At 37.5% G+C, this 26,721-nt stretch carries 25 protein-coding genes, 1 other RNA gene and 1 pseudogene; 10 read left to right on the top strand and 17 right to left on the bottom strand.

The genetic code is table 11. The features are described from left to right. The first annotated feature begins 82 nt into the window (after positions 1 to 82). Genes A7A78_RS01050 through A7A78_RS01040 form a run of 3 tightly spaced genes read left to right on the top strand, consistent with a single transcriptional unit; the run spans position 83 to position 3,577 of the window. Positions 83 to 568 carry a SixA phosphatase family protein gene (locus tag A7A78_RS01050; RefSeq protein ID WP_068760367.1) on the top strand — a complete coding sequence of 162 codons (486 nt, stop codon included), beginning with the start codon at positions 83 to 85 and terminating at the stop codon, positions 566 to 568. Further along, a complete protein-coding gene (gene ppk1, locus A7A78_RS01045; RefSeq protein WP_068760365.1) occupies positions 568 to 2,664 on the top strand; it encodes a polyphosphate kinase 1 in 2,097 nt (698 codons plus the stop codon). Before A7A78_RS01050 ends, ppk1 begins: the two co-directional genes overlap by 1 nt. A 1-nt stretch (position 2,665) precedes the next feature. Continuing rightward, positions 2,666 to 3,577 (top strand): Ppx/GppA phosphatase family protein, encoded by a 912-nt coding sequence (locus A7A78_RS01040; protein WP_068760363.1) that lies wholly within the window; start codon positions 2,666 to 2,668, stop codon positions 3,575 to 3,577. Between the two features lie 16 nt (positions 3,578 to 3,593). Here A7A78_RS01040 and A7A78_RS01035 read toward each other — a convergent pair whose 3' ends face one another. The 8 genes from A7A78_RS01035 to A7A78_RS01000 form a co-directional block, all read right to left on the bottom strand. Continuing rightward, positions 3,594 to 4,694: a LysM peptidoglycan-binding domain-containing protein gene (locus A7A78_RS01035; protein ID WP_068760361.1), complete on the bottom strand. Its 1,101-nt coding sequence runs from the start codon at positions 4,692 to 4,694 to the stop codon at positions 3,594 to 3,596. 111 nt (positions 4,695 to 4,805) lie between these two features. Further along, on the bottom strand, positions 4,806 to 5,417 hold the full coding sequence (locus A7A78_RS01030) for a T9SS type A sorting domain-containing protein (protein WP_094745989.1): 612 nt from the start codon (positions 5,415 to 5,417) through the stop codon (positions 4,806 to 4,808). A gap of 62 nt (positions 5,418 to 5,479) precedes the next feature. Beyond that, positions 5,480 to 5,920: a hypothetical protein gene (locus A7A78_RS01025; RefSeq protein ID WP_068760353.1), complete on the bottom strand. Its 441-nt coding sequence runs from the start codon at positions 5,918 to 5,920 to the stop codon at positions 5,480 to 5,482. Between the two features lie 77 nt (positions 5,921 to 5,997). Continuing rightward, positions 5,998 to 6,516, bottom strand: coding sequence for a DUF6438 domain-containing protein (locus A7A78_RS01020; protein WP_131811079.1), 519 nt, complete (start codon positions 6,514 to 6,516; stop codon positions 5,998 to 6,000). 28 nt (positions 6,517 to 6,544) lie between these two features. Continuing rightward, the gene (locus A7A78_RS01015) at positions 6,545 to 6,913 is read right to left on the bottom strand and encodes a DMT family protein (RefSeq protein WP_068760349.1); all 369 of its coding nucleotides are present in this window, start codon (positions 6,911 to 6,913) and stop codon (positions 6,545 to 6,547) included. A gap of 40 nt (positions 6,914 to 6,953) precedes the next feature. Further along, positions 6,954 to 8,264 (bottom strand): chloride channel protein, encoded by a 1,311-nt coding sequence (locus A7A78_RS01010; RefSeq protein WP_068760347.1) that lies wholly within the window; start codon positions 8,262 to 8,264, stop codon positions 6,954 to 6,956. A 17-nt stretch (positions 8,265 to 8,281) separates the two neighbouring features. Then, complete coding sequence (locus tag A7A78_RS01005) at positions 8,282 to 8,863, bottom strand: MiaE family protein (protein WP_068760345.1); 582 nt, start codon at positions 8,861 to 8,863, stop codon at positions 8,282 to 8,284. Between the two features lie 87 nt (positions 8,864 to 8,950). Continuing rightward, positions 8,951 to 10,768, bottom strand: a complete 1,818-nt coding sequence (locus A7A78_RS01000; RefSeq protein ID WP_068760344.1) for a DNA polymerase III subunit gamma/tau — start codon at positions 10,766 to 10,768, stop codon at positions 8,951 to 8,953. Between the two features lie 91 nt (positions 10,769 to 10,859). On the opposite strand from A7A78_RS01000, the gene rnpB reads away from it, so the two are divergent. Beyond that, an RNA gene (gene rnpB, locus A7A78_RS00995) (RNase P RNA component class A) lies at positions 10,860 to 11,190 on the top strand. A 392-nt stretch (positions 11,191 to 11,582) separates the two neighbouring features. Here the strand turns inward: rnpB and A7A78_RS00990 are convergent. Genes A7A78_RS00990 through A7A78_RS00980 form a run of 3 tightly spaced genes read right to left on the bottom strand, consistent with a single transcriptional unit; the run spans position 11,583 to position 13,578 of the window. Continuing rightward, positions 11,583 to 12,116 (bottom strand): RsmD family RNA methyltransferase, encoded by a 534-nt coding sequence (locus A7A78_RS00990; protein WP_068760342.1) that lies wholly within the window; start codon positions 12,114 to 12,116, stop codon positions 11,583 to 11,585. Next, a complete protein-coding gene (locus A7A78_RS00985; protein WP_242649237.1) occupies positions 12,117 to 12,872 on the bottom strand; it encodes a DUF3822 family protein in 756 nt (251 codons plus the stop codon). A 43-nt stretch (positions 12,873 to 12,915) separates the two neighbouring features. Then, entirely contained in the window at positions 12,916 to 13,578 is a 663-nt protein-coding gene (locus A7A78_RS00980; protein WP_068760338.1) for a hypothetical protein, read from the bottom strand. 127 nt (positions 13,579 to 13,705) lie between these two features. On the opposite strand from A7A78_RS00980, the gene A7A78_RS00975 reads away from it, so the two are divergent. The 6 genes and pseudogenes from A7A78_RS00975 to A7A78_RS00955 all read left to right on the top strand — a co-directional run bounded on the left by A7A78_RS00975 (position 13,706) and on the right by A7A78_RS00955 (position 19,313). Further along, entirely contained in the window at positions 13,706 to 15,130 is a 1,425-nt protein-coding gene (locus A7A78_RS00975; RefSeq protein WP_068760336.1) for an ATP-dependent DNA helicase, read from the top strand. Positions 15,131 to 15,136: 6 nt separating this feature from the next. Then, positions 15,137 to 15,715: a DUF4126 domain-containing protein gene (locus A7A78_RS00970; RefSeq protein ID WP_068760334.1), complete on the top strand. Its 579-nt coding sequence runs from the start codon at positions 15,137 to 15,139 to the stop codon at positions 15,713 to 15,715. Between the two features lie 51 nt (positions 15,716 to 15,766). Beyond that, positions 15,767 to 16,477: pseudogene (gene kdsB, locus A7A78_RS15255) on the top strand (3-deoxy-manno-octulosonate cytidylyltransferase); the annotation flags it as partial. 45 nt (positions 16,478 to 16,522) lie between these two features. Further along, positions 16,523 to 17,581 carry an iron-containing alcohol dehydrogenase family protein gene (locus A7A78_RS15250; protein ID WP_068760887.1) on the top strand — a complete coding sequence of 353 codons (1,059 nt, stop codon included), beginning with the start codon at positions 16,523 to 16,525 and terminating at the stop codon, positions 17,579 to 17,581. 18 nt (positions 17,582 to 17,599) lie between these two features. Beyond that, complete coding sequence (locus A7A78_RS00960) at positions 17,600 to 18,136, top strand: 1-acyl-sn-glycerol-3-phosphate acyltransferase (protein ID WP_068760332.1); 537 nt, start codon at positions 17,600 to 17,602, stop codon at positions 18,134 to 18,136. A 145-nt stretch (positions 18,137 to 18,281) separates the two neighbouring features. Then, positions 18,282 to 19,313 (top strand): hypothetical protein, encoded by a 1,032-nt coding sequence (locus A7A78_RS00955; RefSeq protein WP_068760330.1) that lies wholly within the window; start codon positions 18,282 to 18,284, stop codon positions 19,311 to 19,313. A 60-nt stretch (positions 19,314 to 19,373) separates the two neighbouring features. Here the strand turns inward: A7A78_RS00955 and A7A78_RS00950 are convergent, their stop codons facing one another. The 6 genes from A7A78_RS00950 to A7A78_RS00925 all read right to left on the bottom strand — a co-directional run bounded on the left by A7A78_RS00950 (position 19,374) and on the right by A7A78_RS00925 (position 26,701). Then, complete coding sequence (locus A7A78_RS00950; protein WP_068760328.1) at positions 19,374 to 20,096, bottom strand: YebC/PmpR family DNA-binding transcriptional regulator; 723 nt, start codon at positions 20,094 to 20,096, stop codon at positions 19,374 to 19,376. Positions 20,097 to 20,297: 201 nt separating this feature from the next. Next, entirely contained in the window at positions 20,298 to 20,579 is a 282-nt protein-coding gene (locus A7A78_RS00945; protein WP_068760326.1) for a 4a-hydroxytetrahydrobiopterin dehydratase, read from the bottom strand. Positions 20,580 to 20,590: 11 nt separating this feature from the next. Further along, positions 20,591 to 21,448: a sugar nucleotide-binding protein gene (locus A7A78_RS00940; protein ID WP_068760324.1), complete on the bottom strand. Its 858-nt coding sequence runs from the start codon at positions 21,446 to 21,448 to the stop codon at positions 20,591 to 20,593. Positions 21,449 to 21,468: 20 nt separating this feature from the next. Further along, positions 21,469 to 22,383 carry a glutaminase gene (locus A7A78_RS00935; protein ID WP_068760322.1) on the bottom strand — a complete coding sequence of 305 codons (915 nt, stop codon included), beginning with the start codon at positions 22,381 to 22,383 and terminating at the stop codon, positions 21,469 to 21,471. After that, positions 22,383 to 23,465: a glycine cleavage system aminomethyltransferase GcvT gene (gene gcvT, locus A7A78_RS00930; protein WP_068760320.1), complete on the bottom strand. Its 1,083-nt coding sequence runs from the start codon at positions 23,463 to 23,465 to the stop codon at positions 22,383 to 22,385. Before gcvT ends, A7A78_RS00935 begins: the two co-directional genes overlap by 1 nt. Positions 23,466 to 23,608: 143 nt before the next feature. Further along, positions 23,609 to 26,701 carry a WD40/YVTN/BNR-like repeat-containing protein gene (locus tag A7A78_RS00925; RefSeq protein WP_068760319.1) on the bottom strand — a complete coding sequence of 1,031 codons (3,093 nt, stop codon included), beginning with the start codon at positions 26,699 to 26,701 and terminating at the stop codon, positions 23,609 to 23,611. Positions 26,702 to 26,721 lie beyond the last annotated feature (20 nt).

The following is a 26,721-nucleotide window of genomic DNA, read 5'->3' as shown; positions in this document are numbered from 1 at the left end:
CAAATCCCAAATCCCAAATCCCAAATCCCAAATGTTATAACCTGAAACAAGAAACGAGAAATAAGAAAAAAGAAACCTTTTTATGAAAACACTTTATTTGGTAAGACATGCAAAATCATCTTGGAAACACGATGTTGACGACCATAAACGACCATTAAAAAAAAGAGGGGAACGGGACGGAAAATTGGTTTCTGAAAAAGTAAAGACAGAAATTGATCCACCGCAAAAAATGATCAGTAGCGATGCTACACGTGCTTTTTCAACTGCACAGTTTTTTAAAAAGGCGTTAAATATTTCGGATGCAAATTTTGAAACAGACCACGGCCTTTATGATTTTAGTGGTCAAAACGTTATGCGAATTATAAAAGCACTAAACAACAATTTAGATTCCGTAATGATTGTTGGCCACAACCACGCCTTTACTTCCATTGCAAATATGCTCGGAAACCGCTATATTGAAAACGTTCCAACTTGTGGCTTTGTAATGTTGCAGTTTGACGAGAAAGAATGGAGCGAAATAACAACGGGTAAAACCGTAAAAACAATATTCCCAAGGGATCTAAAATAATGACTGAAAAAGTAGCAACCCATCCACATGTTCGCAATCATTATAACAATAGGGAACTAAGCTGGTTACAGTTTAACGCCCGTGTTTTGCAGGAAGCGAATGATAAAAAAATTCCATTGATTGAACGGCTTCGGTTTTTAGGAATTTTTTCAAACAATCTTGATGAATTTTTCAAAGTTCGCTATGCTACCATTAAAAGAATTGTGGAAGCTGGAAAAATGGGGCGTAACTTTTTGGGCGGTATTTCCGCAAAGGACCTTTTGGAAGAAATTACCCAAACAGTTATAGATCAGCAGGCGCATAGTTTAAAGATACTGAGTGATATTCAAAAAGAACTTCGAAAGGAAAATATTTTTATAATAAACGAAACGGAGGTTTCACCACAGCAGAGCAAATTCATTTCAGAATATTTTGTGAGGCACGTAAGCCCTGCCATGATGACGATAATGATTGGCGAACTGGAAGAGTTCCCAAGCCTTCGCGACAGTGCCGCCTATCTTGCCGTAACAATGGTGATGAGCAAGGAGGATAATACTTTTGAAACAAAACATAATTATGCACTGATAGAAATACCAAGAACTATAGATCGTTTTGTGGTTTTGCCCCAACAAGGCGAAAAACAATATGTCATTATTCTCGATGATCTTATTCGTCATTGTCTGCACAATATTTTCAGCATATTTAAATATGAAAGTATTTCAGCACATATGATTAAAATTACACGGGATGCCGAGTTGGATATAGACAGTGATCTAAGCCGAAGTTTTATCGATAAAATTTCTAAAAGCGTAAAAAACAGGAGCACGGGCGACCCGGTGCGTTTTGTTTATGACAAAAGTATCGACAAAAAAACGCTTCAGTTTCTGCTCAACAAAATGGGCATCGATAAAACGGATAGTATTATCCCCGGTGGGCGTTATCACAACCGTCGCGATTATATGGATTTTCCACGTTTGGGAAGACCCGATCTTCAGTATGAGCCCAAGGAGCCATTGCCAATACCGGGATTAAGCTTACAGGGAAGTTTGTTTGATAAAATTTTAGATAAGGATTATTTACTGCATGCGCCCTACCAAACATTTATGTATGTGGTAAAATTTTTAAGGGAAGCGGCACTTGATCCGAAAGTAAAATCCATCAAAATAACCATTTATCGTTTGGCTGAAGTATCACACATTGCCAGTTCACTTATTAATGCGAAGAAGAACGGAAAGGACGTTACCGTACAGATTGAATTACAGGCCCGATTTGATGAAGAAGCAAATATTGAATATGCGGAGTTGCTCCAAAGCGAGGACGTGCGCCTCATTTTTGGTGTGAAAGGTTTAAAAGTGCACTGCAAGGTTTGCGTAATTGAAAGACTTGAAAATGACAAGTTGGTTCGTTATGGGGTTATAAGTACTGGAAACTTTAATGAATCCACTGCAAAACTTTATACGGATTACACACTTTTTACGGCAAATCAAAAAATATGCAAAGAGATAAACAAAGTGTTTGAGTTTTTTGAAGTGAATTATCAAGTGAAGAAATACCGCCATCTAATAGTTTCACCACATTACACCCGAAACGCACTTTATCATTTGATCGAGACCGAAATAAAAAACAAAAAAGCAGGCTTGCCCAGTGGCATCAAATTGAAACTGAATAGTCTTTCAGATTTCAAAATGATTGATAAATTATATGAAGCAAGTCGGGCAGGGGTAAAGATAAAAATGATAGTCCGCGGTATTTGCTGCTTAATTCCCGGAGTGAAGGGAATGAGCGAAAATATTGAGGCTATAAGTATCGTGGGGAAATATTTAGAGCATCCGCGTTTATTTATCTTTGAGAATGCAGGCGATACAAAGGTTTATATTTCTTCGGCAGATTTTATGGGAAGAAACCTTGATAACAGGGTAGAAATAACCTGCCCAATTTATGATGGGGATATTAAAAAGGAAATCCTTGAAAACTTTGAAATTGGATGGAGCGATAATGTGAAAGCGCGGGTTATAAGCATTAAGAACGACAATGCGTATCTTAAAAATAACAAGCCGCCGGTTCGTTCCCAATTTATGATGTATGATTATTATTTAAACAAACTTGAAGTAAACTAATTTGTTGAACATTGAAAAATATGGCGCGGTAGATATTGGTAGTAATGCCATCCGGTTACTCGTGGTTTCCGTGATAGAGCAGGAAGGAAAGGATACTCTTTTTAAAAAAACATCTTTGGTGCGCGTACCCATACGTTTGGGGGCTGAAGTTTTTCTTGAAGGAAAAATTTCTGATAATAGTGCAAACAGAATGGTTGACGCGATGACGGCTTTTCGGCTTTTAATGAAAACCCATAACATCAACCGTTTTCGTGCGTGTGCCACTTCAGCGATGCGGGAAGCTTCCAACGGGCGTGAAATTGCAGAAATAATCGAAAAACGTAGCGGCCTAACCATAAATATTATAGACGGTAACGACGAAGCTGCCATTATTGCTTCCACAGATTTGAAGAATTTAATTCAGGATGATAAGGTTTTTCTGTATGTAGACGTGGGTGGCGGTAGCACAGAGTTTACCGTTTTTGCCAATGGACATATTGTGGCTTCGCGAAGCTTTAAATTAGGTACAGTGCGCCTTATAAATGATCGGGTGGATGAAAGTATGTGGAACGATGTGGAAGAATGGATCAAGAATGTAACTAAAAATTTTCACAAGGTTTCTTTGATTGGTAGCGGCGGAAACATTAACAGCATCTATAAAAGCAGTGGAAAGAAGATTGGCAAGCCGTTAAGCTTTTTCTACCTTTCATCTTATTACGAATACATAAAATCCTTCACCTACGAAGAACGCATTACCGAACTGGATATGAACCCAGACCGTGCCGACGTTGTGGTTCCCGCCACGCGCATCTATCTTTCTGCAATGAAATGGAGCAAGGCGAAAAATGTTTTTGTTCCAAAAATTGGACTTAGTGATGGTATTGTTCGCAGTCTCTACAATGAAAAGATTGCTGCTGAAATTGAAGTCCAATAACGAGTTATTTCTAAAATTACCTTAACGCTCGGTTAGACTTAAAGCTCCCTTTTGAAGCAGAAATTTTTCCTGAATCAAGATATCGTTTTGTTACGGCGGCTCTGTTTTTTGCATCAGTCATTGGCGAATTGCCGTAGGTTTCGCGAACATTGAGGTACTGATTGATTACCTTCATTTCTTCTTTGTCTCCACCATTTTTTAGTTGTTCGTAGGAAAGACCGGAATTGCTTATTGCTTTCGCCACACAGGGCCAAAGATAACCCGGCCTGTTCACGTGGTTGTCTAAAAACAGCGCTGCCGCATATTCTGAAGAGAGCAGATCAAACAATGAATTACCGCCCAGTTTTTCTGTTTTGTTGAAATAGAAAAGATTGAAGCGATTGATGGCGTGCAAAATTTGTACGGCGCAAACCCGTTGATCCATTCCAGCCGCTACAAAGCGATAAGCCACAATGTTACTTCGGAAGAATTGCTTTTCTGCTGCAGTATCTACTTTGTTATTATTATGAATTAAATACCCATAGGTGGCATTCGTATCTGCAGAAACATCGACACCAAATTGTCCGCAGAACTGCTGAAAAGCATCTGGATATTTTTCCTTTACTAATTTAATAAGAGCTGGTAATTCTCCTTCGCCAGTTCCTGCGCCCAGCGTCCACTGAAACATTCCAAAACTCATAAAGGAATTGTCCCAAGTATTTACAGCATCCAGATTTCCTTCGTTTTCTGAAGTGGCCAATAAAGCATTCACTTCAGATTTACTGATTTTTAAATCTGCTAATAGATTTGGATTTTGCTGAATAAATGTTTCGGTAATTTGACTACCCGGTCTAAAAATTCCTTTTCGGAACTTTTTGCCTAAATATTTTCGGGTTGTATCGGTTTGATATTGATAATATATTCGTGGGTCTTCCTCAATAATAACAACATCCGCACGTTCGGTGCTGGGCGTGGGTTCACTTTCTATTGGCAATTGCAATATTTGGCCCACTTCAATTTTGCTTGGGTTTACAATATTGTTCAGTTCTGCAATTTCGCGCCACTTGGCGGTTGCCCCTAATTGTTTGAAAGCTATTAGCCCCAAAGAATCGCCGCTTTTTACTGTGTATGTTTTCATGGTAACATTTTGATTAGTTACCATTAAAGATACACAATATCAGATGTTTATGGATTTATATGTTGAGTTTTGTTTTATTGAATGAAAAGTAAGCGTTTTTGACCAAAATATTTATTGGAGTACTATTTTGTTTACTGTTACACCATCATCAGAAATCAAATTTATCAAGTAAATACCTTTGGTAACATCTGATAGATCTATTTGAGAACTAGCTTTCAATTCTTTAATTTTTTTTCCTGTAATGTCGTAAACCACAATTTTCTTCAAATTTTTATTTCCAATATTAATAATGCCATTTGAAGGATTAGGATATATTATCACTTTTTGATTATTAAAATCTTTAATTTCCAACAATGGTCCTTCAACAAATACTGTTTCAATATATTCAGATTCAACTTCGCCTGGATTATAAACGGCTGTTACGTGTGCAAAAAACCCCTGGCCGTTATTATAGAGTAGAAAATCTTCTCCACAATTTGATCCTTGTTCTAAATTATACAACGAATTTTCGGTTTGGAATCTGTAAAGCTCATTTTCCCTATAAACGTTATAACCTATTAATTCGTCATGGGGAATTGCTGGTTCTTCCCAAGTCAATTCAAAGAAGTTATTTGGGTAAATGTAATGATGGTCCCAAAAGAGATTAGTAATTGGGTTAATTTGCCCAATTGACTGAAACATACAAGTCAATGAAATTACGATTGTTAGCGAGAAGATTTTCATATTTTATTTTTTTAACGTTGGGGTGGGATCGTGGCTATGGATTTCGTTTGTAAAAAACTTTTTTAATTCAGAAATGCTTTTGATTGAATATTATATCCGGCTACTTTTATTTCTCCGTTTTCATTTTTAATTAGGGTGATTTTAAGGATTGCATTGTCATTTTCAAATTCCCCATTATAGGATAAATTATAAACACCTTGCTCAATCGCCCCTTCTGAAACCACTGTATTCCAATCAGCCAGCTCTGTACTTTTCAATCTACCAAGCTTTTTTTGAGTCGATTCAAAAATTTCCATTAAATCTCCTTTTGAAGTTACTTTATAAAATTCATCGCCAAAAAGTTCAGTCGCTTTTTCAAATTCAGAGTTTTTTATATAATCAAAAAGTTCAGCCGTAACTTTTTCAGCATTTTGTCGGTCAGATTCTCGATTTTGATATTTGTTACTAAAATGGCAACTAGTAACTAAAATTGGAAGGATTAAAATCAGTAATATTTTTTTCATTGATTTGGTTCTAAATGTTTGCTCAAGTGTAGATAAACACTTAATGTGCTTTTTCTACTAAATAATTCGGTTGTCAATTATTTTTTATAATTTTCAATAGTAAATTTTGTTGTTCTTTCTAGTTCACTTTTATCACAAATTTCATAAAGAATTTTGATAAGATTATTTGCTTCTTCTGGTGGAAACATGGATTGAAGAATTTTCTTTTTACCATCATAATAAACGATTATTGTTTTTAAGGAGCCGTCGCAACAGCTGACTCCATCAAACTCAATATTTTCTAAACCAATAGATTTAGTTTCTTTGTTTAATGCTAGAAAAATACTGTCTTTAGCAAATCCTGTAAAATAGCCGACTTTTGTAGAATCTATCTCATAGGATCGTCCAATTTTATCTTTGTAAACTTTTTCTGCATAAAGTTTGACTCTTTTATCTGAGTCAATTTCTAAATGATATGTGGGACAAGTTCCGAAACATTCTGATGTATGAAAAATTATTTTTTTAAATGCAGAAGTTGGCTCCGTTTTATATTTGTAAGATTCGCCGCAATTTGAAAATAATACTGACAATAATAGTATTAGAAGTATTTTATTCAAAACAATTTTATTTAAATATGAAGATACTTTATTTCTTAAACATAAAATATACAGAAAGTATAAGCAATACGAAGGCTATAACGTGATTAACCCGAAATGTTTCCGTCTTAAAAACCAAGAGTGTAAAACCTACAAAAACCACGAGTGTAATTACTTCCTGTATCACTTTTAATTGCAACAATGAAAACGGACCACCATTGCCACTGTAGCCCATTCGGTTTGCGGGTACCTGGAATAAATATTCAAAAAGGGCGATCCCCCAACTTATGAGGATTATGGCTATTAACCCGAGCTTGCTAAACCATTTCCATTCAGCAAATTTTAGGTGGCCATACCAGGCAAGAGTCATAAAGGAATTGGAAAGTACGAGAAGGCAGATGGTGAGAATTGCTTTCATAATGTATAATTATTAATGACAAATGAATAATAGCTGACTTTTATTCTTTGGTTTTTTGAAATTTTTTCTGTGTGCTTTTTCGTTCTTTTTCCTCCATCTGTGCGCCAATAAATGGAATTCGTGGTGCAAGAAAATAACCCGTTAAACTAGCAAAAAGTATGGGAATAAAATACGTAAACCCAGTGAGTGTTGCCAAAAGAATGGTCGTGCTCATCGGTGTGCGCGTTACACAAGCGTTTATCGCCGCCATACAGCTAACTATGGTCAACGAAAGGCTGATGGATGGAAAAACACTATGGATTAAAAGCCCGAGCGCAGTGCCACAGAAAAACAATGGAATTATAAATCCTCCGCGCCAACCAGAGGTTACGGTTATGGCGATAGCTATGATTTTAAAAATCAAGACAGCTGCCAAGAATTCCATGGTAAGATCGCCCTTAAGCAGTTCTTCAATTTCAAAATGGCTAAAATATCTGGTTAATGGAATGTAAAAAGCGATGGTTCCCAACAAAAGACCACCGATTAATGTTTTCACATAAATTGGCGTTTTCAGTTTTCCGAAGAGATTTTTAAAGAATTTGGTGCAGAAGATAAAACCCCAGCCCACGATGGTAGCTATAACGGCGAAAAAGAATGCCCAAGCAAAGTCGAAAACAGTTGCCATTTCATAGGCTGGCAAATCCCAAGCGGGGCCAAGTCCCAAATGTACAATAAGGGCAAAAACAATATAACTGAAACCACTTGCGACAAGGGCTGGAATGATGGCTTGGTAATATTCCACAGCGTGTTTGTGGTGCAAAATTTCCAAAGCGAAAAGACTTCCGCCCAAAGGTGCGCCAAACAATGCCGTAAACCCTGAAGCCATCCCAGCAATGCTTAGTGAGCGTAATTCTTCGCCCTTTAACCTGAAAACCTTGCCCATCCAAGAACCTGTAGAACCAGTAACTTGAACTAAGGGTGCTTCCGGACCTAAACTTCCGCCTGAAGCAACGCAGAGCAAAGAAGACAAAATCATGGAAGGATTATTTTTTGGATCCAGCTTTCCTTTGTTAAAACGGATGTTGTTTACAATAAGTTGCATTTCTCCCGGATCGCCTATAAAATAGATTATTAAACCCGCTAAAAGTCCACAGACGGCCATTACGGGAATAACGAGCCAACCTTGATAAACGGCTAAAAAATCGGTAAGAAACATCAACACAACCCAATAAGCGCCTGAAATTATTCCACCAATCAGCCCGAGAACGGCCCAAAGAATAAACATTCTGCTGAATACAAAAGGATTGAACCGAATGGGTTTATCCAATATGTCAGCATATTTAACCAGTTTTCTTCTTCTTTTAAGTTTCATCTCGAAGAATTTAAATGTTATCCGTGAATAGATTGGTGTTTACTGAGATCTTTCATTACTTCAGCTTCAAAAACAAGTAAGTCGTTCCATTTTTGGTCAACTTCTTTTCTATCGCCATATTGTCGCGCAAAACCGAGAAACATTGTGTAATGGTTTGCTTCGCTAACCATCAGTTTTCGGTAGAATTCTGCCAATTCTTTGTCTTCAAGTTCTTCGCTTAAAAGTCTGAATCGCTCGCAGCTTCGTGCTTCAATCAGAGCTGCATAAAGTAATCTGTGAACTAATTGCGTGGTTCGGCTTCCACCTTTTGGAAAAAATTGAATAATCTGCATTACATATTCATCTTTTCGGTCGCGACCCAAAACCCAACCGTTTTCAAGAATTTTGTCGTGCACCATTTTAAAATGGCTTATTTCTTCCTTTACCAAAGCAATCATTTCCTGTATCAAATCTGTATATTCAGGGAAGCTTACAATCAAAGAGACTGCAGTGGAAGCTGCTTTTTGCTCACACCAAGCGTGATCGGTAAGAATGTCTTCTATGTTTTTTTCAACTATGTTTACCCAGCGCGGGTCTGTGGGAAGTTTTAAACCAAGCATAAAAATTGTTTCAAGTTCAAGGTTTCAGGTTTCAAGTTTTTCTTTAAAAGAATTCGGTCGTTGCGCAAGCCCGAAACGATTATGTAATTAAATATCCAAATCAAATTCCTTCCGCAATTTTTCAATCATCGGATTCATTTCCTTCATTTTTTCAAACTTTTCACGCGTAGTGTAAGCGTAGCGCTTTTCGACGGTCTCGTTTACGGTGATGTCTAAATCTATATCGTAATTCTGAAGCTTTTCACGTAAAAACCCAAGCAATTCATACTTGGCACGTTCTACTTCAGTTTTAATGGTTTGGTTTGGAAATTCAAGATGAATGATGGAGCCATCCAATTTTGGAACGCCCATTGTTAAATGTGAAAGCAGATTGTATTTTCCGTCGCTTTCAACGCTTGTGGTGTATTCCGTCCAAGCTGCCTGCATTTCTTCTTCTGAAAATTCATTTGAAGGAAGATTTTCAGCATCAGGTTGGTTTGCAACCATTTCCTGCTTTATTTCCTGCTTTTTTTGAATGCTTTTCAGGGATAGTGCGGAAACTTTTTTGGCGTTTCTTTCAGCGAGAATCTGCGGGCGTTCAATTACTTTTTGTGGCTCGCTGCCATCTGGATTTTCTTCGGAATTATTATTTTCAGAAGGAATACTTTCTTTGGAAAGTTCTTCCGAAGGTTCGCTGACATTGGTAATTTCTATTTCTTCGGAAAGTTCCTTAGCCTTTTCACCCTTTTCTATAGATTTAGGGACAATGCTTCCAGCAGAAGTTATCTTCTCCGAAGTAAATTTTTCGCTCTTAAAATAGGAGGGAGGTATTACGAAACGCCCATCGTTATTGGAGTTTTTTTTTTCGCCCTGAAAAGTTAGGGAAGCAAGTTGCATTAAGCAAAGTTCGACCAAAAGTCGTTGGTTTTGGCTGTTTTTATATTTTAGGTCGCAGGTGTTTGCAATGTCAATTCCATCAATCAAAAATTGTGTGCTTGTTTTTTGCGATTGCTCAAAATACATTGTTTTCACTTGTTCGCCAACTTCCAAAAGATTTATAGTTTCTTGGTTTTTACAAACCAACAAATCGCGGAAGTGGGAGGCAAGACCCATAATGAAATGATGGCCGTCAAAACCTTTTGAAAGAATATCGTTATAAGTAACCAAAACCTGCGGGATGTTGTTTTCCAAAAGCAAATCTGAAATCTGGAAATACCAAGTGTAATCAAGTACGTTCAGGTTTTCGGTAACTGCTTCGCGGGTAAGGTTTTTTCCGGCGAAACTAACTACTCTGTCAAAAATAGAAAGTGCGTCACGTAAAGCGCCGTCCGCTTTTTGGGCGATTATGTGAAGAGCGTCGTCTTCGGCTTCAATGTTTTCTGCCTTTGCTACCTCGGCTAAATGTTCCTTTATATCGCGAACGCCAATTCTCCTAAAATCGAAAATTTGACAACGCGAAAGTATGGTTGGAATTATTTTGTGCTTTTCGGTAGTTGCCAAAATAAAAATGGCATGTTTTGGTGGTTCTTCCAATGTTTTCAAAAAAGCGTTGAAAGCTGCTGAGGAAAGCATATGCACCTCATCAATAATATAAACCTTGTATTTTCCAACTTGTGGCGGGATTCGAACCTGATCAATCAAATTGCGAATATCGTCAACGGAATTGTTGGATGCGGCATCCAATTCGAAAATGTTGAAAGCGAAATCTTCGCCTTCCTTTTCATTCCCGTCTGAATTTATTTTTTTGGCAAGAATTCTTGCACAGGTTGTTTTTCCAACGCCACGTGGACCCGTGAAAAGCAAAGCTTGGGCAAGATGGTTGTTTTCTATGGCGTTTTCCAAAGTATTGGTAATTGCCTGTTGCCCAACAACGTCTTTAAAAACGGCGGGGCGGTACTTTCGGGCTGATACAATGAAGTGTTCCATAGTGCGGAAACAAATATAAAGATGTACAACGGGTTTTAAAAAAATAGCTGTTCGTATTTTCCCATATTTATTAACATTGGAGTACTTTTGCACAGCAGGCCGCCTTATCGCTGCCGAATTTAAATTCGGGAGAGGAAAGTCCGGACACCATAGGGAAGCATAGCGGCTAACGGCCGTCGTCCTCCTTCGCTTAAGCTTAGGAGGATAGGACAAGTGCAGCAGAAAGTATGTACAGGTAATGCTGTAGTGAAACCAGGTAAACTCTATGCGGTGAAATGCCACGTAAACCTGTGCTTGAGGGTTCCCGCCCGATGCAGGAGGGTAGGCAGATTGAGCGTTTTGGTAACTTAACGCCTAGATAAATGATAAGGATTCGTCTTTTTTGATGGATACAGAACCCGGCTTATAGGCCTGCTTTTTTTTCTTCTTCAGCAACTAAGTCCGCAATCCATTGTTGGGCTTCTTCCAGATTTTTGAAAACTTCAAACGGCCAATTGTAAAACGATTTTTCAAAATTAGCATTTTTGATTGCACTTTCTGTATAGCAAACAATGGCAAGACCAACCATTTTAGGGTAGCGCGAATTGTAGAGTTCGGGGCTTAGGTTTATGGCGTACTGATGCGCTCTGTTGTCTATATATCCAAAATTTCTAGCGGAATAATATTTTGCAAAAACCTCGTGAAGTGCCGCAATATGGTCCAATTCAATCAAAACGCCTTCTTTCACAGTGGCAATAACACAATGCTCGGAAAGTTCCATGCGAACGAAACCTAAATCAATAGTTTTGTTAGTAAACGACAAGGTTTATTTTGTTTAATTAAAAAAACTAAATACGGAACTTCCGTATCTGCGAGCTTCTACAAAATGTGGAAGTGAGGAAAGATCATTTTGCTTTGCGTGCTCAATAATAAGCAATCCCTCGGGATTCAACAAAGAATTGTTGAAAATTTCTTCTGTCAAACCTTTTAGAACTTCAGAAGTAAAGTCATACGGTGGGTCTGCAAAAATAACATCGAATTTTGCTGAAGTGTTTTCCAAATACTTTTTTACATCAGATTTTATCGTTGTGATTGGGAATTCAAATTCTTCAGAAATTTTATTGATATACTGAACACAACCGTGATGGGCATCTACTGAGGTTATATTTGGAACTCCGCGCGAAGCAAATTCAAAACTGATGTTTCCGGTGCCACTGAAAAGATCTAAAACCACAATTTCCTCAAAATAATACCGAACGCGCAGAATGTTGAAAAGAGCTTCTTTCGCAAAATCGGTCGTTGGCCGCACGGGTAGGTTTTTAGGAGCGGTAAGCCTTCTTCCTTTGTATATGCCAGAAATTATACGCATTTAGATAGTGTTTTGGAGAATAAAATGCTTGTGTGCTTTATCTTCGGCATCAATATTTATTTGGAAATGCTTTGTGTCTGCAAACTCAATATTTCGAATATAGGTGTATGCAATTTTATAATTTTCATCTTCTTTTTCAATATCACCGCAAAGTATTACGGGAAGGTTTTCAGGATTCAAATTTAATTGTTCCATGCAGAAAAGGGTATAGTAGATGAAATCTTCCGGGGTTTTGTAAGTGTATGTATTGCAAAGCTGCAATTCACCATTCTTCAAAACCACACAATCAAAAGTGTTTTTCTGAAAGTGCAAATACATTTTTGGCAGCGAATATTTTTCCTTTTCGAGAATGGTTTTCAGAAGTACCGTTGTGGAATGGTAATAATTGAACGATCCATATTTTTCAAAGAAGAAATTGTTTATGTTCATAAAAGGAACGTACACCACCACGATGTTTATATCTTCCAAAACATCATGCGCCATATAATCATTTGCCAGAATTTTAGAATTGAATTTTAAATATTCACTGGCTTTTGCCTCATCAAAGAGCTGGGCAGGAACAAGGCTGTAAACGGGCGTTGAATAAATGACGGATACTTCAGAAAAGTTTGTGTTAAGAATGTCGTTTTTGAACATAATGGATTCTATATCCATCAACAATTCCTCTGGCGTAGTGCTATGGTCGAGGGTTTTTTCAATAAAAAAAACAACTTCTTTTTCTTCAGGGTTTGTCACCAAAAAAGAAAGCCCGTTCAAAGAAACTTGAACGGACAGTCTGTTTTGTAAAATATTTTCTATGTTATTTGTCTTTTGCAGAATCGTAAATTTTTGGCCAGTTTCCAGTAGTGTTTATATCTTCCAAAGAACCTACACTAATATAAGGACCATTAACACCAGCAACAGATTGAACCTGTTTTTCCTGAGCTAAAAGATCTTTGTTAAGATCACTTAAAATTACATCTTTTGCAACTTTCACTTCAAAAACAGAGTAGGTAGCATCGTTCTTCACAATTTTACCAGCTTTAAGATCAAACTTAGCATTTACACCTTCCACGGGAATGTTCATCATAGTTTTGTACCTGTCTGAATTTCCATAAAGTGAATCTTTTACAGCTGTAAAGCTCAAAGTATCTATAAGTGATTCTTCTATAAAGTAACCTTCATTGATACCGAAGGCTTTGTTTTTTGCAACATCGGCATAACTGGTATCGCGTCTTTGTGTGATAGCAAACTTTGCGGTATCAATGAAACGAACCAAACTGTCCCAATCGCCAGTAAAGCTTCCTGTAATTTCTTTATGCGCCAATTCTGCCGCCTGAATATCTTTTAAATTCGCAATTACTTTGGCATATCGCGCTTCTTTAACTTTATTGAATTCTACGGGGCCCATTACGGAGTTATATAGTTTCCAGCCCAAAAAGATGATGACAATCCAAAGAACAATCTGAATTACTAATTTCATTATTGATATTATTTAAGTGTTGATTTACTAAAAGGTCTATCGCAAATCTACAATTTTTTTTTGTTCACAAAAGTATATTGCGAAAAAATCATACCTATCTTTAAACCCTCATTGACAGCAGCAAATGATGAATGTATCAGAATTTTACAGTTTTTTAAAAAATGATTTTCCACATAACACAACTACCAAGCAGGATATTGCACTTCAATTATTAGCGAAATTTGTGCTGGGCACGAACAAAAATGAAACCTTTTTATTGAAAGGATATGCTGGAACCGGGAAAACAACTATTGTAGGTTCTTTAGTGAAAAATTTAGCGAAAGCAAAAAAGAAATCTGTGCTACTTGCCCCAACGGGAAGGGCTGCGAAGGTTATCAGTAATTATTCAAACAAGCAAGCTTTTACAATTCATAAAAAAATATATTTTCCAAAAAGTGGAAAGGGAGGTTCCATTTCCTTCACTTTACAGGAAAATAAACACCGTGATACTATTTTTATTGTGGATGAAGCTTCCATGATTCCAGATATAAATCAAGATTCAAAACTTTTTGAAAACGGTTCATTGCTTGATGATTTGATGCAATATGTTTACAGCGGAAACAATTGTAAACTTTTGTTGATTGGCGATTCTGCGCAATTACCACCTGTGCATCTTTCCATAAGCCCAGCATTGGACGCCAGGGTTTTGGAAAACCAATACAACCGTGAAGTAATTCTTCTTGAATTGGATGAAGTAGTACGGCAGCAAAAAGACAGCGGTATTTTAGAGAACGCAACAAAAATCCGTGAGCGTTTGGATGATGAACTTTATGAAGCGTTTAAATTTTCAGGAATTGATTTTCCAGACATCATTCGTCCAACTGACGGACAGGAAATCATGGATGCCATTAATGATAGCTATTCAACTTTGGGAAATGAGGACACTGTTATAATTGTTCGCTCCAATAAACGCGCAAACCTTTATAATCAAAGCATCCGTGAACGTATTCTTTTCCAGGAATCGGAACTTTCTGCGGGCGATTATTTAATGGTGGTGAAGAACAATTATTTTTGGGTGGACAATGCCAGTGAAGCTGGGTTTATAGCCAATGGTGATATTGTAGAGGTTTTGGAAATTTTCGCTTTTAAGGAATTGTACGGTTTTCGTTTTGCTGAAGTGAAAATAAGGATGGTGGATTATCCTAATATGAAACCTTTGGAGACAGTACTTCTTTTAGATACACTTACTTCTGAAAGCCCATCGCTCACTTATGATGAATCAAACAAACTGTATCAAGAAGTGATGAAGGATTACGCCAATGAAAAATCAAAATACAAGAAATTTCTGGCTGTTAAAAACAATAAATATTTCAACGCGCTTCAAGTTAAGTTCAGCTATGCCATTACCTGCCATAAATCACAGGGAGGGCAGTGGAACACTGTGTTTGTTGAACAACCCTATCTTCCAAATGGAATAGACAGAGAATATCTTCGCTGGCTTTATACCGCCGTTACGCGCGCCCGTGAAAAATTGTATTTAATAGGGTTTAAGGATGATTTTTTTGTAGCTTAGTAGTTAATGGAAACTTTTGAAATAACAATCAGTATCTTTTTGGGCATCGGTTTAGCGGCTGCTGTTGGTTTCCGTGTTTTTTTGCCTTTGTTAGTTTTAAGCTTGGCGGGATATTATGATATTATTCCTCTAAATGAAAGCTGGCATTGGGTGGGAAGCCTTACTGCGGTAATCACAATGGGAGTTGCTACTTTGATAGAAATTTTTGGGTATTATATTCCTTGGTTGGATAATTTGCTGGATACAATAGCTTTGCCCTTAGCTACCCTTGCAGGAACGGCCGTTATGGTAGCAACAGTTACGGATTTAAATCCCACAGTTACTTGGGCCTTAGCCATAATCGCTGGTGGAGGTACCGCAGCTGCAATAAAAGGAAATGCAGCCGCAGCTAGGCTTACTTCTAGTACAACCACGGGCGGCGTTGCAAATCCTGTATTAAGTACTGTGGAAACTGGTACTTCCATCGTTATGGCAATCGCCTCTATTTTTATTCCCATTATAGCATTCATCTTAGTTATATTTTTGTTTTTTGTAATTTTTAGGTTTTATAAAAAGCTTCGAAAAAAACGATTGCCAAGAACTTAATCTTCTTATTTTTGAAATCATTTTAAAAACTCAGTCTTGAAAATAATAGCAATGATTCCCGCGCGATACGGCGCCTCTAGATTTCCAGGAAAATTAATGCAGGATTTGGGCGGAAAACCCGTGATAGTAAGAACTTACGAAGCCGCAAAAGCAACAAATCTTTTTGATGAAGTTTATGTGGTGACTGATAGTGATGTAATTTTTAATGAAATTGAAACTAACGGAGGAAAAGCCATTATGAGCCAAAAAGAACACGACTGCGGCAGTGATCGTATAGCTGAGGCCGTTGAAAACATGGACGTGGATATAGTGGTAAATGTGCAGGGAGACGAACCTTTTACAAGTAGGGAAGGGCTGGAAAAAGTGCTTGCAGTATTCAACGAGCCGGATGCCGATAAAATAGATCTGGCATCTTTAATGACTGAAATCCACGATTGGAAGGAGATTAGCGACCCAAATTGCGTGAAAGTAATTGTTGACAAAAATAATTTTGCACTTTATTTTTCACGTTCGCCCATTCCATATCCACGTGATAAAAATGTGGATATTCAATATTACAAGCATAAAGGTATCTACGCCTTCAGAAAGCAAGCAATTATGGATTTTTACCGTTTGCCGATGCGATCTTTGGAGGCTGTGGAAAAAATAGAATGCATCCGCTATTTGGAATACGGGAAAAATATAAAAATGGCCGTTTCAAATACTACAGGGGTTGAAATTGACACGCCGGAAGACCTTGTAAAAGCGAATAAAATTTTAAAAGATAGTAAGCCAGATACCGTCAATAATAAATTCAGGAATTTCCCAATGGTGCCCAAAGTGGTTTTTGGGGAAGGCTGTTTTGACCAACTTTCGTCTATTCTCTCTTCACAAAAACAGGAAAAAGCACCGTTTATATTTTTAGTGGATGACGTTTTTAAAGAGAATAAAGAGTTTTTGGACCGCATACAACTTCGCTTCAATGATAAATTAATTTTTGTTTCTGCAGAAGAAGAACCGAAAACCTCACAAGTAGATAATTTGGTCAATGATATTAAAGCAGAATTCATTCACACGCCATCCGGAATTATAGGCATTGGCGGCGGTACAGTGATGGATTTGGCAAAGGCAGTTTCAATTATGCTTATAAACAAAGGAAGTGCAGCCGATTATCAAGGCTGGGATTTGGTGAAACAAAAAGCCGTTTATCATGTGGGCGTGCCAACAATTTCTGGAACTGGCGCTGAAGTTTCCCGAACAACTGTTTTAACAGGGCCTGTGCGTAAATTGGGGATCAATAGTGATTTCACGCCTTTTGATCAAGTAATTCTTGACCCAGCGCTGACTAAGGGTGTTCCAAAAAACCAATGGTTTTATACAGGAATGGATTGTTTTATTCATTGTGTTGAATCGCTAAATGGCACATTTTTGAATGCATTTAGCCAAAGTTATGGCGAAAAAGCCTATGATCTTTGTATGGAAATATTCTTGGGCGACACTCTTTCAGAAGAAGAATCGCGAGCCAAATTAATGATGGCTTCCTGGCATGGTGGTATGAGTATTGCCTATTCACAAGTGGGTGTTGCACATGCAATGAGCTATGGACTGGGCTACGTGCTAGGAACAAAACACGGGGTAGGTAATTGCATTGTTTTTCAACATTTGGGAGAATTTTATCCAAAAGATGTGGCGCTTTTCAAAGAAATGGTTGAAAAACACAATGTGGAAATTCCACAGGGAATTTGTAAAAACCTTTCAGAAGCACAGATGGATACTATGATTACCGTTGCAATGGGTATGGTTCCGCTTTGGGAAAACGCTTTGGGCAGTAATTGGGAAACTATTATTACACCTACAAAATTGAAAGAACTTTACCTTAAAATGTAAGTTCGAGAGCTGCCTTTTATGGGAATCACAAAATTTGTATTTGAAAAGTTGATGGGCTGGAAACTGGAAGGCTCATTTGATCCGGCAATAAAAAAGGCTGTGGTTATTGTTGTTCCGCATACCAGTTGGCATGATTTCTATATTGGAGCATTTACAAGAAAATTATCTGGCGTCGAAATTAATTATATAGCTAAAAAGGAATTGTTTCAATGGCCGTTTGGTTGGTATTTTAGATGGATGGGGGGAGCGCCATTAGACAGGACTTCTGGACAAAATAAGGTAGAAGCTATCGCTCAAATTTTTAAGGAAAAAGATGAATTTCGCCTCGCAATGGCTCCTGAGGGTACTCGAAAAAAAGTAACAATCTGGAAAACCGGATATTATTATATGGCTTTAGCTGCAAATGTCCCTATTATTTGTGTGGCTTTTGATTATCTAACAAAAAAGGTGATAATAAATAAACCTTTTTATCCAACGGGAAATATTGATGCAGATACTATTAAACTGCGCTCATTTTACAAAGGTATTATTGGGAAGAAAAAGGAATATTCCTAATTAAAAAAATGTTATAACAGAGTCAGTAAAAATTAACTAAGTTATTGATAATCAATAGTGTCTTGTTAAAAGTTAGTTAAGCATTTAGCATATTTTTATAAATTCAAAATCTTATTATTAACTATGTATAAAAATTTAAAATGATATGAAAAAAATAAAATTTTTACTTCCACTCTTTGCTTTAACCCTTACTTTTTTCTCTTGCAGCAATGATGATGACCCAGGTGGAGGTGGCGGAAATTTGCCACCAACAATTCTAGCAACTGTTTATGCTACAAGCAATACAAGCAATAATATTGGTATTTACAATTTCACTCCGGATGGTGTTCTGCTAAATTCAGTTTCATCGGGATCTAATGATAATGAAGGGATTTATTATGATGAAGATGCAGATGAACTTGTAGTGAACTCAAGAGCACAATCTGTTATCAATACTTATTCAAATGTAGAAAATATTGCAAATGGAGGAACGCTAAACTTATTTCTATCAAGCAATGGTGTTTTGGAAAGCCCTAGAGATATTGCTGTTAAGGATAATGTTTATATAGTTTCTGACAATGCAGATGCGGATGGTGATCCAAATACAGATGATGGTAGGTTTTTTGTTTTTGTACGCGATGCAAGTGGATACACCCTTCGTAATATTGTAACTGTTAATTATGCCGTTTGGGGAATCCAATTAATTGGAAACGACCTTTACACAGTAGTTGATAAGACTGCGGATGTTGCCGTATTGAAAAATTTCATTTCAACTTATACCACTGATGTTACAGCAACACCAGATAAACGAATTACTATTGAAGGAATTACACGCACCCATGGAATTGCCGAAGATGGTGGATTTGTAATTCTTACTGACATCGGCGATGCTGCAAATGAAAGCGATGGAGGGTTTAACTTCATTAATGGTTTTGTAACAAAATTTGATGCAACTCCCGATGGAGGAACCTTAACTTTCGCCGGAAACCAAATAAGGGTTTCAGGATCATTCACACAACTTGGAAATCCAGTTTCAGTAGAGTATGAAAGTACAAGCCAAACAGTATTTATTGCTGAACGGGCTAATGATGGAGGTAAAATTTTATTCTTCAGTGAAATTGGTGCTGGGGGTAATTTAACACCAACATTAAGCTCCCCGTTTGCGGGCGCGTCGTCTTTATATTTTATTGACCGATAAAAAACAATGAAGCTATAATTAAAAAGCCACCTTTTGGGTGGCTTTTTATTTTGTATTTTTTTATTCTTCCGAAGACTCCTCCATAGTATGATATACGTTCTGAACGTCATCATCCTCTTCAATTTTTTCCAAAAGTTTTTCTACATCTGCAGCTTGCTCTTCAGAAAGTTTTTTTGTTACCTGGGGAATACGCTCAAAACCGGATGAAAGTATTTCAATTTTGTTTTCTTCCAAATAAGATTGGATGGAGCCGAAGCTTTCAAAAGGGGCGTAGATCATTATTCCATCCTCATCCTCAAAAATCTCGTCAACGCCGTGATCTATCAATTCCAATTCCAGTTCTTCAATATCCAAACCTTCTGGGTTTATCCTGAAATTACAAGTATGGTCAAACATGAAAGAAACAGAGCCTGAAGTACCCATACTTCCATCACATTTGTTAAAATAACTGCGAATATTTGCAACTGTTCTGGTATTGTTGTCGGTAGCAGTTTCAATCAAAATAGCAATTCCGTGTGGCGCATAGCCTTCAAAAAGAACTTCCTTGAAATCGCCCAAACTTTTGTCGCTTGCACGTTTTATGGCGCGTTCTACGTTTTCTTTGGGCATATTCACCGCCTTTGCGTTTTGAATTACCGCACGCAGTCTAGAATTGGCATCCGGATCTGGGCCGCCTTCTTTCACTGCCATAACGATGTCTTTCCCAATACGCGTAAAAGCTTTGGACATTGCAGACCAACGCTTCATTTTTCTTGCTTTTCTAAATTCAAAAGCTCTTCCCATAAATATTATCTATTTCTATTGTTATTATTTATTCTTTAAAGAATGGCTCAAATATAAAAAAAACCATATCTCTGAGACAAATTCCAAATAACAAAAAACCAAATTCCAAATAAATATCAAACCACAAAATTCAAACGTTTTGGCGCTTGGCAATTGATTTTTGGAATTTATTTGTTATTTAGTGTTTGTGTTTTGGAATTTCTAACCAATAAGATCATCAATAATCTTTGCCAACTCAAAATCCTTTTCCGTAACACCGTCTGCATCGTGAGTTGATAAATATATTTCCAAAGAATTATAAACGTTGCTCCATTCAGGGTGGTGCTGCATTTTTTCGGCTTCAAAAGCAATTCTTGTCATTGCTGAAAATGCTTCCTTAAAATCCTCAAATTCAAAAATGGTATGCAGGGCGCCTTCGTGATAATCCCAACCTTCAAATTCCTTTAATTTTTCATTAATCTGTTTTTCTGATAAAGCTTTCATAGTATCTTTTTTTATTTAATTGACATAATTTCTTCGTTTAGGCTACATTCTTCAATAACCTGTGAAACAGTAATTTGCTGTGAATTGGGAAGTTTATTTTCCTTCGGAAGAATTGCATTGTATTTTTCCTCATTACTGCTAAAAACACTTTTAAAGATAGGCATTTTATCCCCCATTTTTGAAGTGATTTCCCGAAAAAGGTCTTCGTGATGCACCATATCGTTACTCGCCAAATGAAAAATTCCACGAAGCGATTGGTTAATTATATAATGAATTTGTTGGCAGACTTTGTTAATTGTGGTTGCGGTAATTATCATATTTGGAAAAACCTCAAAATTCGCATTGTGGCGAATGCATTGTCGTAAATGTATAATTTCTGGGGAATTTATTCCCAAAACCATTGGCAACCTTAAGATCGTGGCTTGTTGCGGAATTGTTTCCAATAATAATTTTTCAACTGAAATCTTGAATTTCCCCAACGCAGTTTCCGAAAGTGTTAAATCATTTTCATAGGACGGATGCCTAAATTTTCCATCAAAAACTTCTGAAGAAGAAAGATACAAAACCATGCAATAGTCATTAATCAACGCGTAATTTACAATTTGTTGATGTGCTTCAAGCTGACATTTAAAATCTCCGCTTATAGCCGAAATTATAATCGTCGGCTGTATTTCATTTAGCAATAAAAACATTGAATCCTCTTCAACACAGAATTTATTGAAAATCTGGTTTTCAGAAAATGCGCCGTGTTGTTGACAATAGGTGCAATGAACCTCAAAGTAGGAGAGAAGCTCTTTATAGAGCGCATTGCCAACGAAGCCACTGCCGCCCAAAATCAAAATTCGTTGCTTTTCTAATTTCTTTCGCATTAAAATCCTCTTCAAACTTTTTAAAAAATCGACAATTTCGTTTTAGTTGTGAATTGCTCCAAAGCCTGCATTCCCAAATAGGAATTTCCTTTCGGATTCAGCGCAGGCGCCCAAGTTGCAATGGTGAAGCAATGTGGCAATAACGCTACAATTCCACCGCCAACGCCGCTCTTTCCGGGTAAACCTACTTCAAAAGCAAACTCACCGGCTTCGTCATAAAAGCCGCAAGTGAGCATTATTGCGTTAATTCGCTTTACTTGGCTGGAAGTTAAATGTTGAATATTTTTCAAACACTTACCTTTGTTAGCGAAAACGAAAAAAGCATTGGTAAGTTGTCTGCAATCCATCATTATTGAACATTGGTGGAAGTAAAAATCCAAAACGTCTTCAACTTTATTGTGAAGATTGCCGTAAGCCTTTAATAGATTGGCGGCAGCGTAATTATTAAAACCCGTAATCCTCTCAGATTCGGCTATTTTAGCGTTATACGAAATGGTTTTATCGTGCGCCAATTCCCGAACGAAATTTAAAAAATCTTCTTTCGGATTTTTTAAATGTGAAAGCAAAACATCCGCAACAACAATTGCTCCCGAATTAATCAACGGATTTCTCGGAATGCCATTTTCAAGTTCCAAAAGCGAAAGATGGTTAAAAGGGTTTCCAGAAGGTTCCACGTCAACTCGCTCCAAGAGGTCGTTTCCAACCAATTGAAAAGCTTTGGCAAGTGAAAGTACTTTTGAAATACTTTGGATTGAAAATTTTTCGGCAGCATCCCCAACCGAGTAATTTTCACCAGTAATCAGTTGCAAATGGATTCCAAATTTATCTTTTGGAATATCTGCTAATTCTGGGATATAACTTGCAACTTCCCCAGTGTTTTCAAATTTTCTGAGCGACTCGTGAATTTCTTCTAAAATTGCTTGGTAATCCTGCATTAACCTTTATAAAATGGAGTTTTCACCACTGTTGCTGCAACGGGTTTGTTTCTAATTTGAATAAAAATTTCAGTGTCCGGAGCGCTATTTTCAACGGTTACATAACCCATGCCGATGCCTTTGTTTAAAGATGGCGCCATTGTTCCGCTGGTAACAATTCCGATGTTTTTTCCGTCTTTATCAACAATTTCGTAGTCGTGGCGTGGAATGCCCCGTTCGGTCAATTCAAAACCGATCAATTTTCTTTTTACACCTTCTTCTTTTTGTTTTTTCAAACTCTCTGAATTTGTAAAATCCTTTGTGAATTTGGTAATCCAACCCAATCCAGCTTCCAAAGGCGAAGTATTGTCGTTTATATCGTTTCCGTAAAGACAGAAGCCCATTTCAAGGCGAAGTGTATCGCGTGCAGCTAATCCAATTGGTTTAATGCCGAAATTTTTTCCAGCTTCAAAAACTTTATTCCAAACTTGCTCAACTTCAGAGTTTTTACAATAAATCTCAAAACCACCGCTACCTGTGTAACCAGTCGCGCTGATAATTACGTGTTCAATTCCGGCAAAATCGGCTATTTTAAAATGATAGAATTTTATAGCACTCAAATCTTCCGAAGTCAATGATTGCATAGCTTCAATCGCTTTTGGCCCTTGAATAGCCAATAGTGAATAATCTTCGGAAAGATTGCGCATAGTCGCGCCAGCGGAATTATTTTTTGAAATCCAATCCCAATCTTTATCAATGTTTGAAGCATTTACAACCAATAAGTATTCTTCATCTTTTAGTTTGTAAACTATCAAATCGTCCACAATTCCGCCTGTTTCGTTTGGTAAGCAATTGTACTGCGCTTGCCCATCCACAAGTTTTGAAACGTCGTTACTACATACTTTTTGAATCAAATCCAATGCTTTTGGACCTGTAATCAAGAATTCGCCCATATGGGAAACATCAAAAACGCCAACTGCTTTGCGAACGGTTTCGTGTTCAGCATTTACGCCTTCGTATGAAACTGGCATATTGTATCCTGCAAACGGCACCATTTTAGCGCCCAATTGTTCGTGTATGTGTGAAAGTGCTGTGTTTTTCATCTAATAAAATTTTTTACAAAAGTATTATAATAGAAAAAGTGAACGAGTGTTTAAAGAGTTTATTTTTGAATGAATAGAAAAGAAAAACTACGAATACACAAAGTTTTATCAAAACATTCGGGTATTCGTGGCAGAACAATAGATTATCCTTTCTTCAAAAATTCTTCTTTGCTTTGAATTTCAGGCTTTTGAATATTGTTCTTTTCCAAAAATGAATTGAATTTCACCCCTTCTTTCGCCATTATTTCTTCATAGCGTTTCTTTTCCTTTGAAAAATCATCTGCGATCAATTCATAATTTGCTTGTGAAGCGCCAGAAACCTTGTTGAAATTTGTTGCAACATTGCTATAAAGATCTGCCATTTTCTCACGCAATTCTGGATCTGCGGATGCTACGTAATTATCACCCGTTGTGATTACCAAATCTTTGAGAAGATTTTCCAAAGCGTCAAATAATTTCTGCGCATCTTTTTTTCCTTTTGGATTGTTGGCGATTACTTCTGAAGCTTTTACTTGGGTTTCGGTTATTTCGTAAACCATATATGCCAAATCCTCAACCATATTGTAGAGTTTTTTGGTGAGGGCTTCTTGCTCTTTTCGCTGTTCCAGTGTTGTTACGGATTTGTCATCATACTTCACTTCAATCTCGTGCGTGTAGGTTTCGTTCCCTTTTGTCATCAAAATCTTATACTTTCCTGCAGGAACTCTGGGCGATGCAAAACCACCGTAGGCAAGGGTTTTGGCTTGTGCTACTTTTGGATTTGTTCCAGTAAAATTCCAAGAAACTATATTAATTCCCTTAGATTTTCCGGGAGCGATTGTTGTTATTCTGTTTCCGTTCATATCTTGGATTTCCATTTCCATTTTTCCGAAGGTATGCCGCTTTTTTAAATAATAAACAATTCGGGCATCGGTGTTTTTATTTTCTCCAACAAATTGCGTTTCGGCTCCAAAACTTCCACTGAAATCACTCGCTTCGGTCATAGTGAAAGGTTTTGTTTCGAAGAAGTGAACTTCTTTATTCATTACTTCCGGTGTAAGTTCCCGCAAAGGGCTTATATCATCAATAATAATAACACCACGTCCGTGAGTTCCCATTACTAAGTCGTTCGTGCGTTTTTGAAGATCAATAAAATGAACTGCAACGGGAGGCATATTGTTGGTGAATTGCGACCAGTTTTTTCCGCCGTCAATAGTGATGTAAAGCCCGAATTCCGTGCCAAGGAAAAGCAAATCTTCATTCACATAATCTTCCTGAATATTTCTGACGAAAGCCTTTGAATCAATATCATCTGAAATAATTGACTTCCAAGTTTTTCCGTAATCTGTCGTTTTTAAAGCGTATGGTTTCATATCACCCGAACTGTGGCCTTCAAAAACCGCATAGGCTGTGCCTTTTCCGTGAACACTTGCTTCAATGTGATAAACCCAAGTATTTTTTGGAATGCCAACAAGATTTTGGGTAAGGTTGGTCCAAGTTTTTCCGCCGTCGGTTGTAAGTTGCACGTTTCCGTCATCCGTACCGACCCAAATGATATTTTCATCCAAAGGCGATTCGGCAATAGTGAAAATTGTAGTGTATTTTTCCGCGCCACTATTGTCAACTGAAAGCCCGCCGGAGTTGGCTTGGTCTTGTTTCGCTTTATCATTTGTGGTTAAATCTGGTGAAATGATTGTCCAACTATCACCCATGTCATCCGAGCGGTGCACAAATTGACTTCCCATATAAAATCTATCAGGAACAAAATTGCTCACTGCCATTGGCGCATTCCAGTTGAATCGTAATTCTGGGTCGCCTTTTTTAGGTTGTGGTTGTACGGTAGTCGTTCTGTTTCTGTCAACATCATAACGCCAAACATTTGCGGCGCCTTGCATTTCAGAATAGATAATATTTTTTGTGGGATGTTTTAAAACTCGAAAACCATCTCCACCGCCAATGCTGTTCCATTCACGGGCAGTAACGCCGCCCGGAGCTGAGGATGGGCCGTACCAGCATCCATTGTCTTGCAACCCGCCGTAAACATTATATGGTTCAGCGTCATCGGTACTTATTTGATAGAATTGTGAAAGCGGAAGGTTTTCCACAATTTCAAAAGTGGAGCCTCCATTCCATGAACGGTAAACGCCTCCATCTGTTCCTGAATATATAATGTCGCTATTATTTATGTCGAAAACAATGTCGTGAATATCGCTATGCATATTCCCAAGATTTTTAAAGGTTTTTCCACCATCTCGGCTTATTGAACCACTAAGTCCGCCTTTGGCAATAATGTCTGGGTTTTTTGGATCTACGGTTATTCTTGAAAAGTAAAATGGGCGGACAGTTAAACCGAAATCACTGTTTAAATGTTCCCAAGAATCTCCTCCATCGCTTGATTTCCAAAGGCCATTTGTTTCTTTCTGCCCAGTTTCAATTACTGCGTAAATTATTTTGCTATCGCTTGGCGCCATTGCAATCCCGATTCTTCCCAACTTTCCCGTGGGAAGATCTTTTGTTAATTTGTTCCAAGTTTTCCCGCCATCTATTGATTTATAGATTGCGCTATTTTCTCCTCCGGAATTAAAGCCCCAAGCAGTTCTTCTAAATTCCCACATTGAAGCCAGTAATATATTTGGGTTTTTTGGGTCTATCAAAATATCAGAAACACCAGTCGATGGACCTGTATAAAGAACTTTATTCCAAGTTTTTCCACCATCGGTAGTTTTATAAATACCCCGATCTTCACTATCGCTCCAAAGAGCGCCCAAAACACCTACATAAACTTCGTCTGAATTGTTTGGATTAATAACGATGGAAGAAATGCGTTCTGAGTTTTCAAAACCTGGAATTTCCTTCCAGTTGTTTCCTCCGTCTGTACTTTTATATAAACCATTTCCAACGGAAACCGAATTCCGCGTCCAAGTTTCGCCCGTTCCAACCCAAATAACTTCATCTGGATTTTTTGGATCCAGTTTTACAACACCAATAGATTGCGCGTGCTCATCAAAAATAGGGGCGAAGGTTGCGCCGCCATCTCCAGATTTCCATACACCACCGCCTGCAGCGCCCATATAAATTATGCGTGCATTTGTGGGATGGTTTTCAATATCATTTACACGCCCACTCATAAGGGCTGGCCCTATGTGGCGGGCTTTCATGTTGCCGAAAAGTTCTTTTCCTTTTAAAGAAGTTTCCTGGGCTTGAACAAAGTTTAATGATAAAATGATTGCGAAAAATGTAAAAATGGACGTTTTCATTTTAGTTGGTTTTTGGTTAT

The organism is Aequorivita soesokkakensis, from assembly GCF_001641085.1.
Taxonomy (GTDB): domain Bacteria; phylum Bacteroidota; class Bacteroidia; order Flavobacteriales; family Flavobacteriaceae; genus Aequorivita; species Aequorivita soesokkakensis.
This window is presented reverse-complemented; position numbering and strand designations above follow the sequence as displayed.

Coding starts and splice junctions, on each gene's coding strand:
- A7A78_RS00970 (WP_068760334.1), top strand. CDS start 15,137: ATGGAAACTTTTGAAATAACAATCAGTATCTTTTTGGGCATCGGTTTA.
- A7A78_RS00975 (WP_068760336.1), top strand. CDS start 13,706: ATGAATGTATCAGAATTTTACAGTTTTTTAAAAAATGATTTTCCACAT.
- A7A78_RS01000 (WP_068760344.1), bottom strand. CDS start 10,768: ATGGAACACTTCATTGTATCAGCCCGAAAGTACCGCCCCGCCGTTTTT.
- A7A78_RS00960 (WP_068760332.1), top strand. CDS start 17,600: ATGGGAATCACAAAATTTGTATTTGAAAAGTTGATGGGCTGGAAACTG.
- A7A78_RS00955 (WP_068760330.1), top strand. CDS start 18,282: ATGAAAAAAATAAAATTTTTACTTCCACTCTTTGCTTTAACCCTTACT.
- gcvT (WP_068760320.1), bottom strand. CDS start 23,465: ATGAAAAACACAGCACTTTCACACATACACGAACAATTGGGCGCTAAA.
- A7A78_RS01015 (WP_068760349.1), bottom strand. CDS start 6,913: ATGAAAGCAATTCTCACCATCTGCCTTCTCGTACTTTCCAATTCCTTT.
- A7A78_RS01005 (WP_068760345.1), bottom strand. CDS start 8,863: ATGCTTGGTTTAAAACTTCCCACAGACCCGCGCTGGGTAAACATAGTT.
- A7A78_RS00935 (WP_068760322.1), bottom strand. CDS start 22,383: ATGCAGGATTACCAAGCAATTTTAGAAGAAATTCACGAGTCGCTCAGA.
- A7A78_RS00990 (WP_068760342.1), bottom strand. CDS start 12,116: ATGCGTATAATTTCTGGCATATACAAAGGAAGAAGGCTTACCGCTCCT.
- A7A78_RS01050 (WP_068760367.1), top strand. CDS start 83: ATGAAAACACTTTATTTGGTAAGACATGCAAAATCATCTTGGAAACAC.
- A7A78_RS15250 (WP_068760887.1), top strand. CDS start 16,523: ATGGTGCCCAAAGTGGTTTTTGGGGAAGGCTGTTTTGACCAACTTTCG.
- A7A78_RS01025 (WP_068760353.1), bottom strand. CDS start 5,920: ATGAAAAAAATATTACTGATTTTAATCCTTCCAATTTTAGTTACTAGT.
- A7A78_RS00945 (WP_068760326.1), bottom strand. CDS start 20,579: ATGAAAGCTTTATCAGAAAAACAGATTAATGAAAAATTAAAGGAATTT.
- A7A78_RS00925 (WP_068760319.1), bottom strand. CDS start 26,701: ATGAAAACGTCCATTTTTACATTTTTCGCAATCATTTTATCATTAAAC.
- A7A78_RS01010 (WP_068760347.1), bottom strand. CDS start 8,264: ATGAAACTTAAAAGAAGAAGAAAACTGGTTAAATATGCTGACATATTG.
- ppk1 (WP_068760365.1), top strand. CDS start 568: ATGACTGAAAAAGTAGCAACCCATCCACATGTTCGCAATCATTATAAC.
- A7A78_RS00980 (WP_068760338.1), bottom strand. CDS start 13,578: ATGAAATTAGTAATTCAGATTGTTCTTTGGATTGTCATCATCTTTTTG.
- A7A78_RS00940 (WP_068760324.1), bottom strand. CDS start 21,448: ATGCGAAAGAAATTAGAAAAGCAACGAATTTTGATTTTGGGCGGCAGT.
- A7A78_RS01035 (WP_068760361.1), bottom strand. CDS start 4,694: ATGAAAACATACACAGTAAAAAGCGGCGATTCTTTGGGGCTAATAGCT.
- A7A78_RS01030 (WP_094745989.1), bottom strand. CDS start 5,417: ATGAAAATCTTCTCGCTAACAATCGTAATTTCATTGACTTGTATGTTT.
- A7A78_RS00950 (WP_068760328.1), bottom strand. CDS start 20,096: ATGGGAAGAGCTTTTGAATTTAGAAAAGCAAGAAAAATGAAGCGTTGG.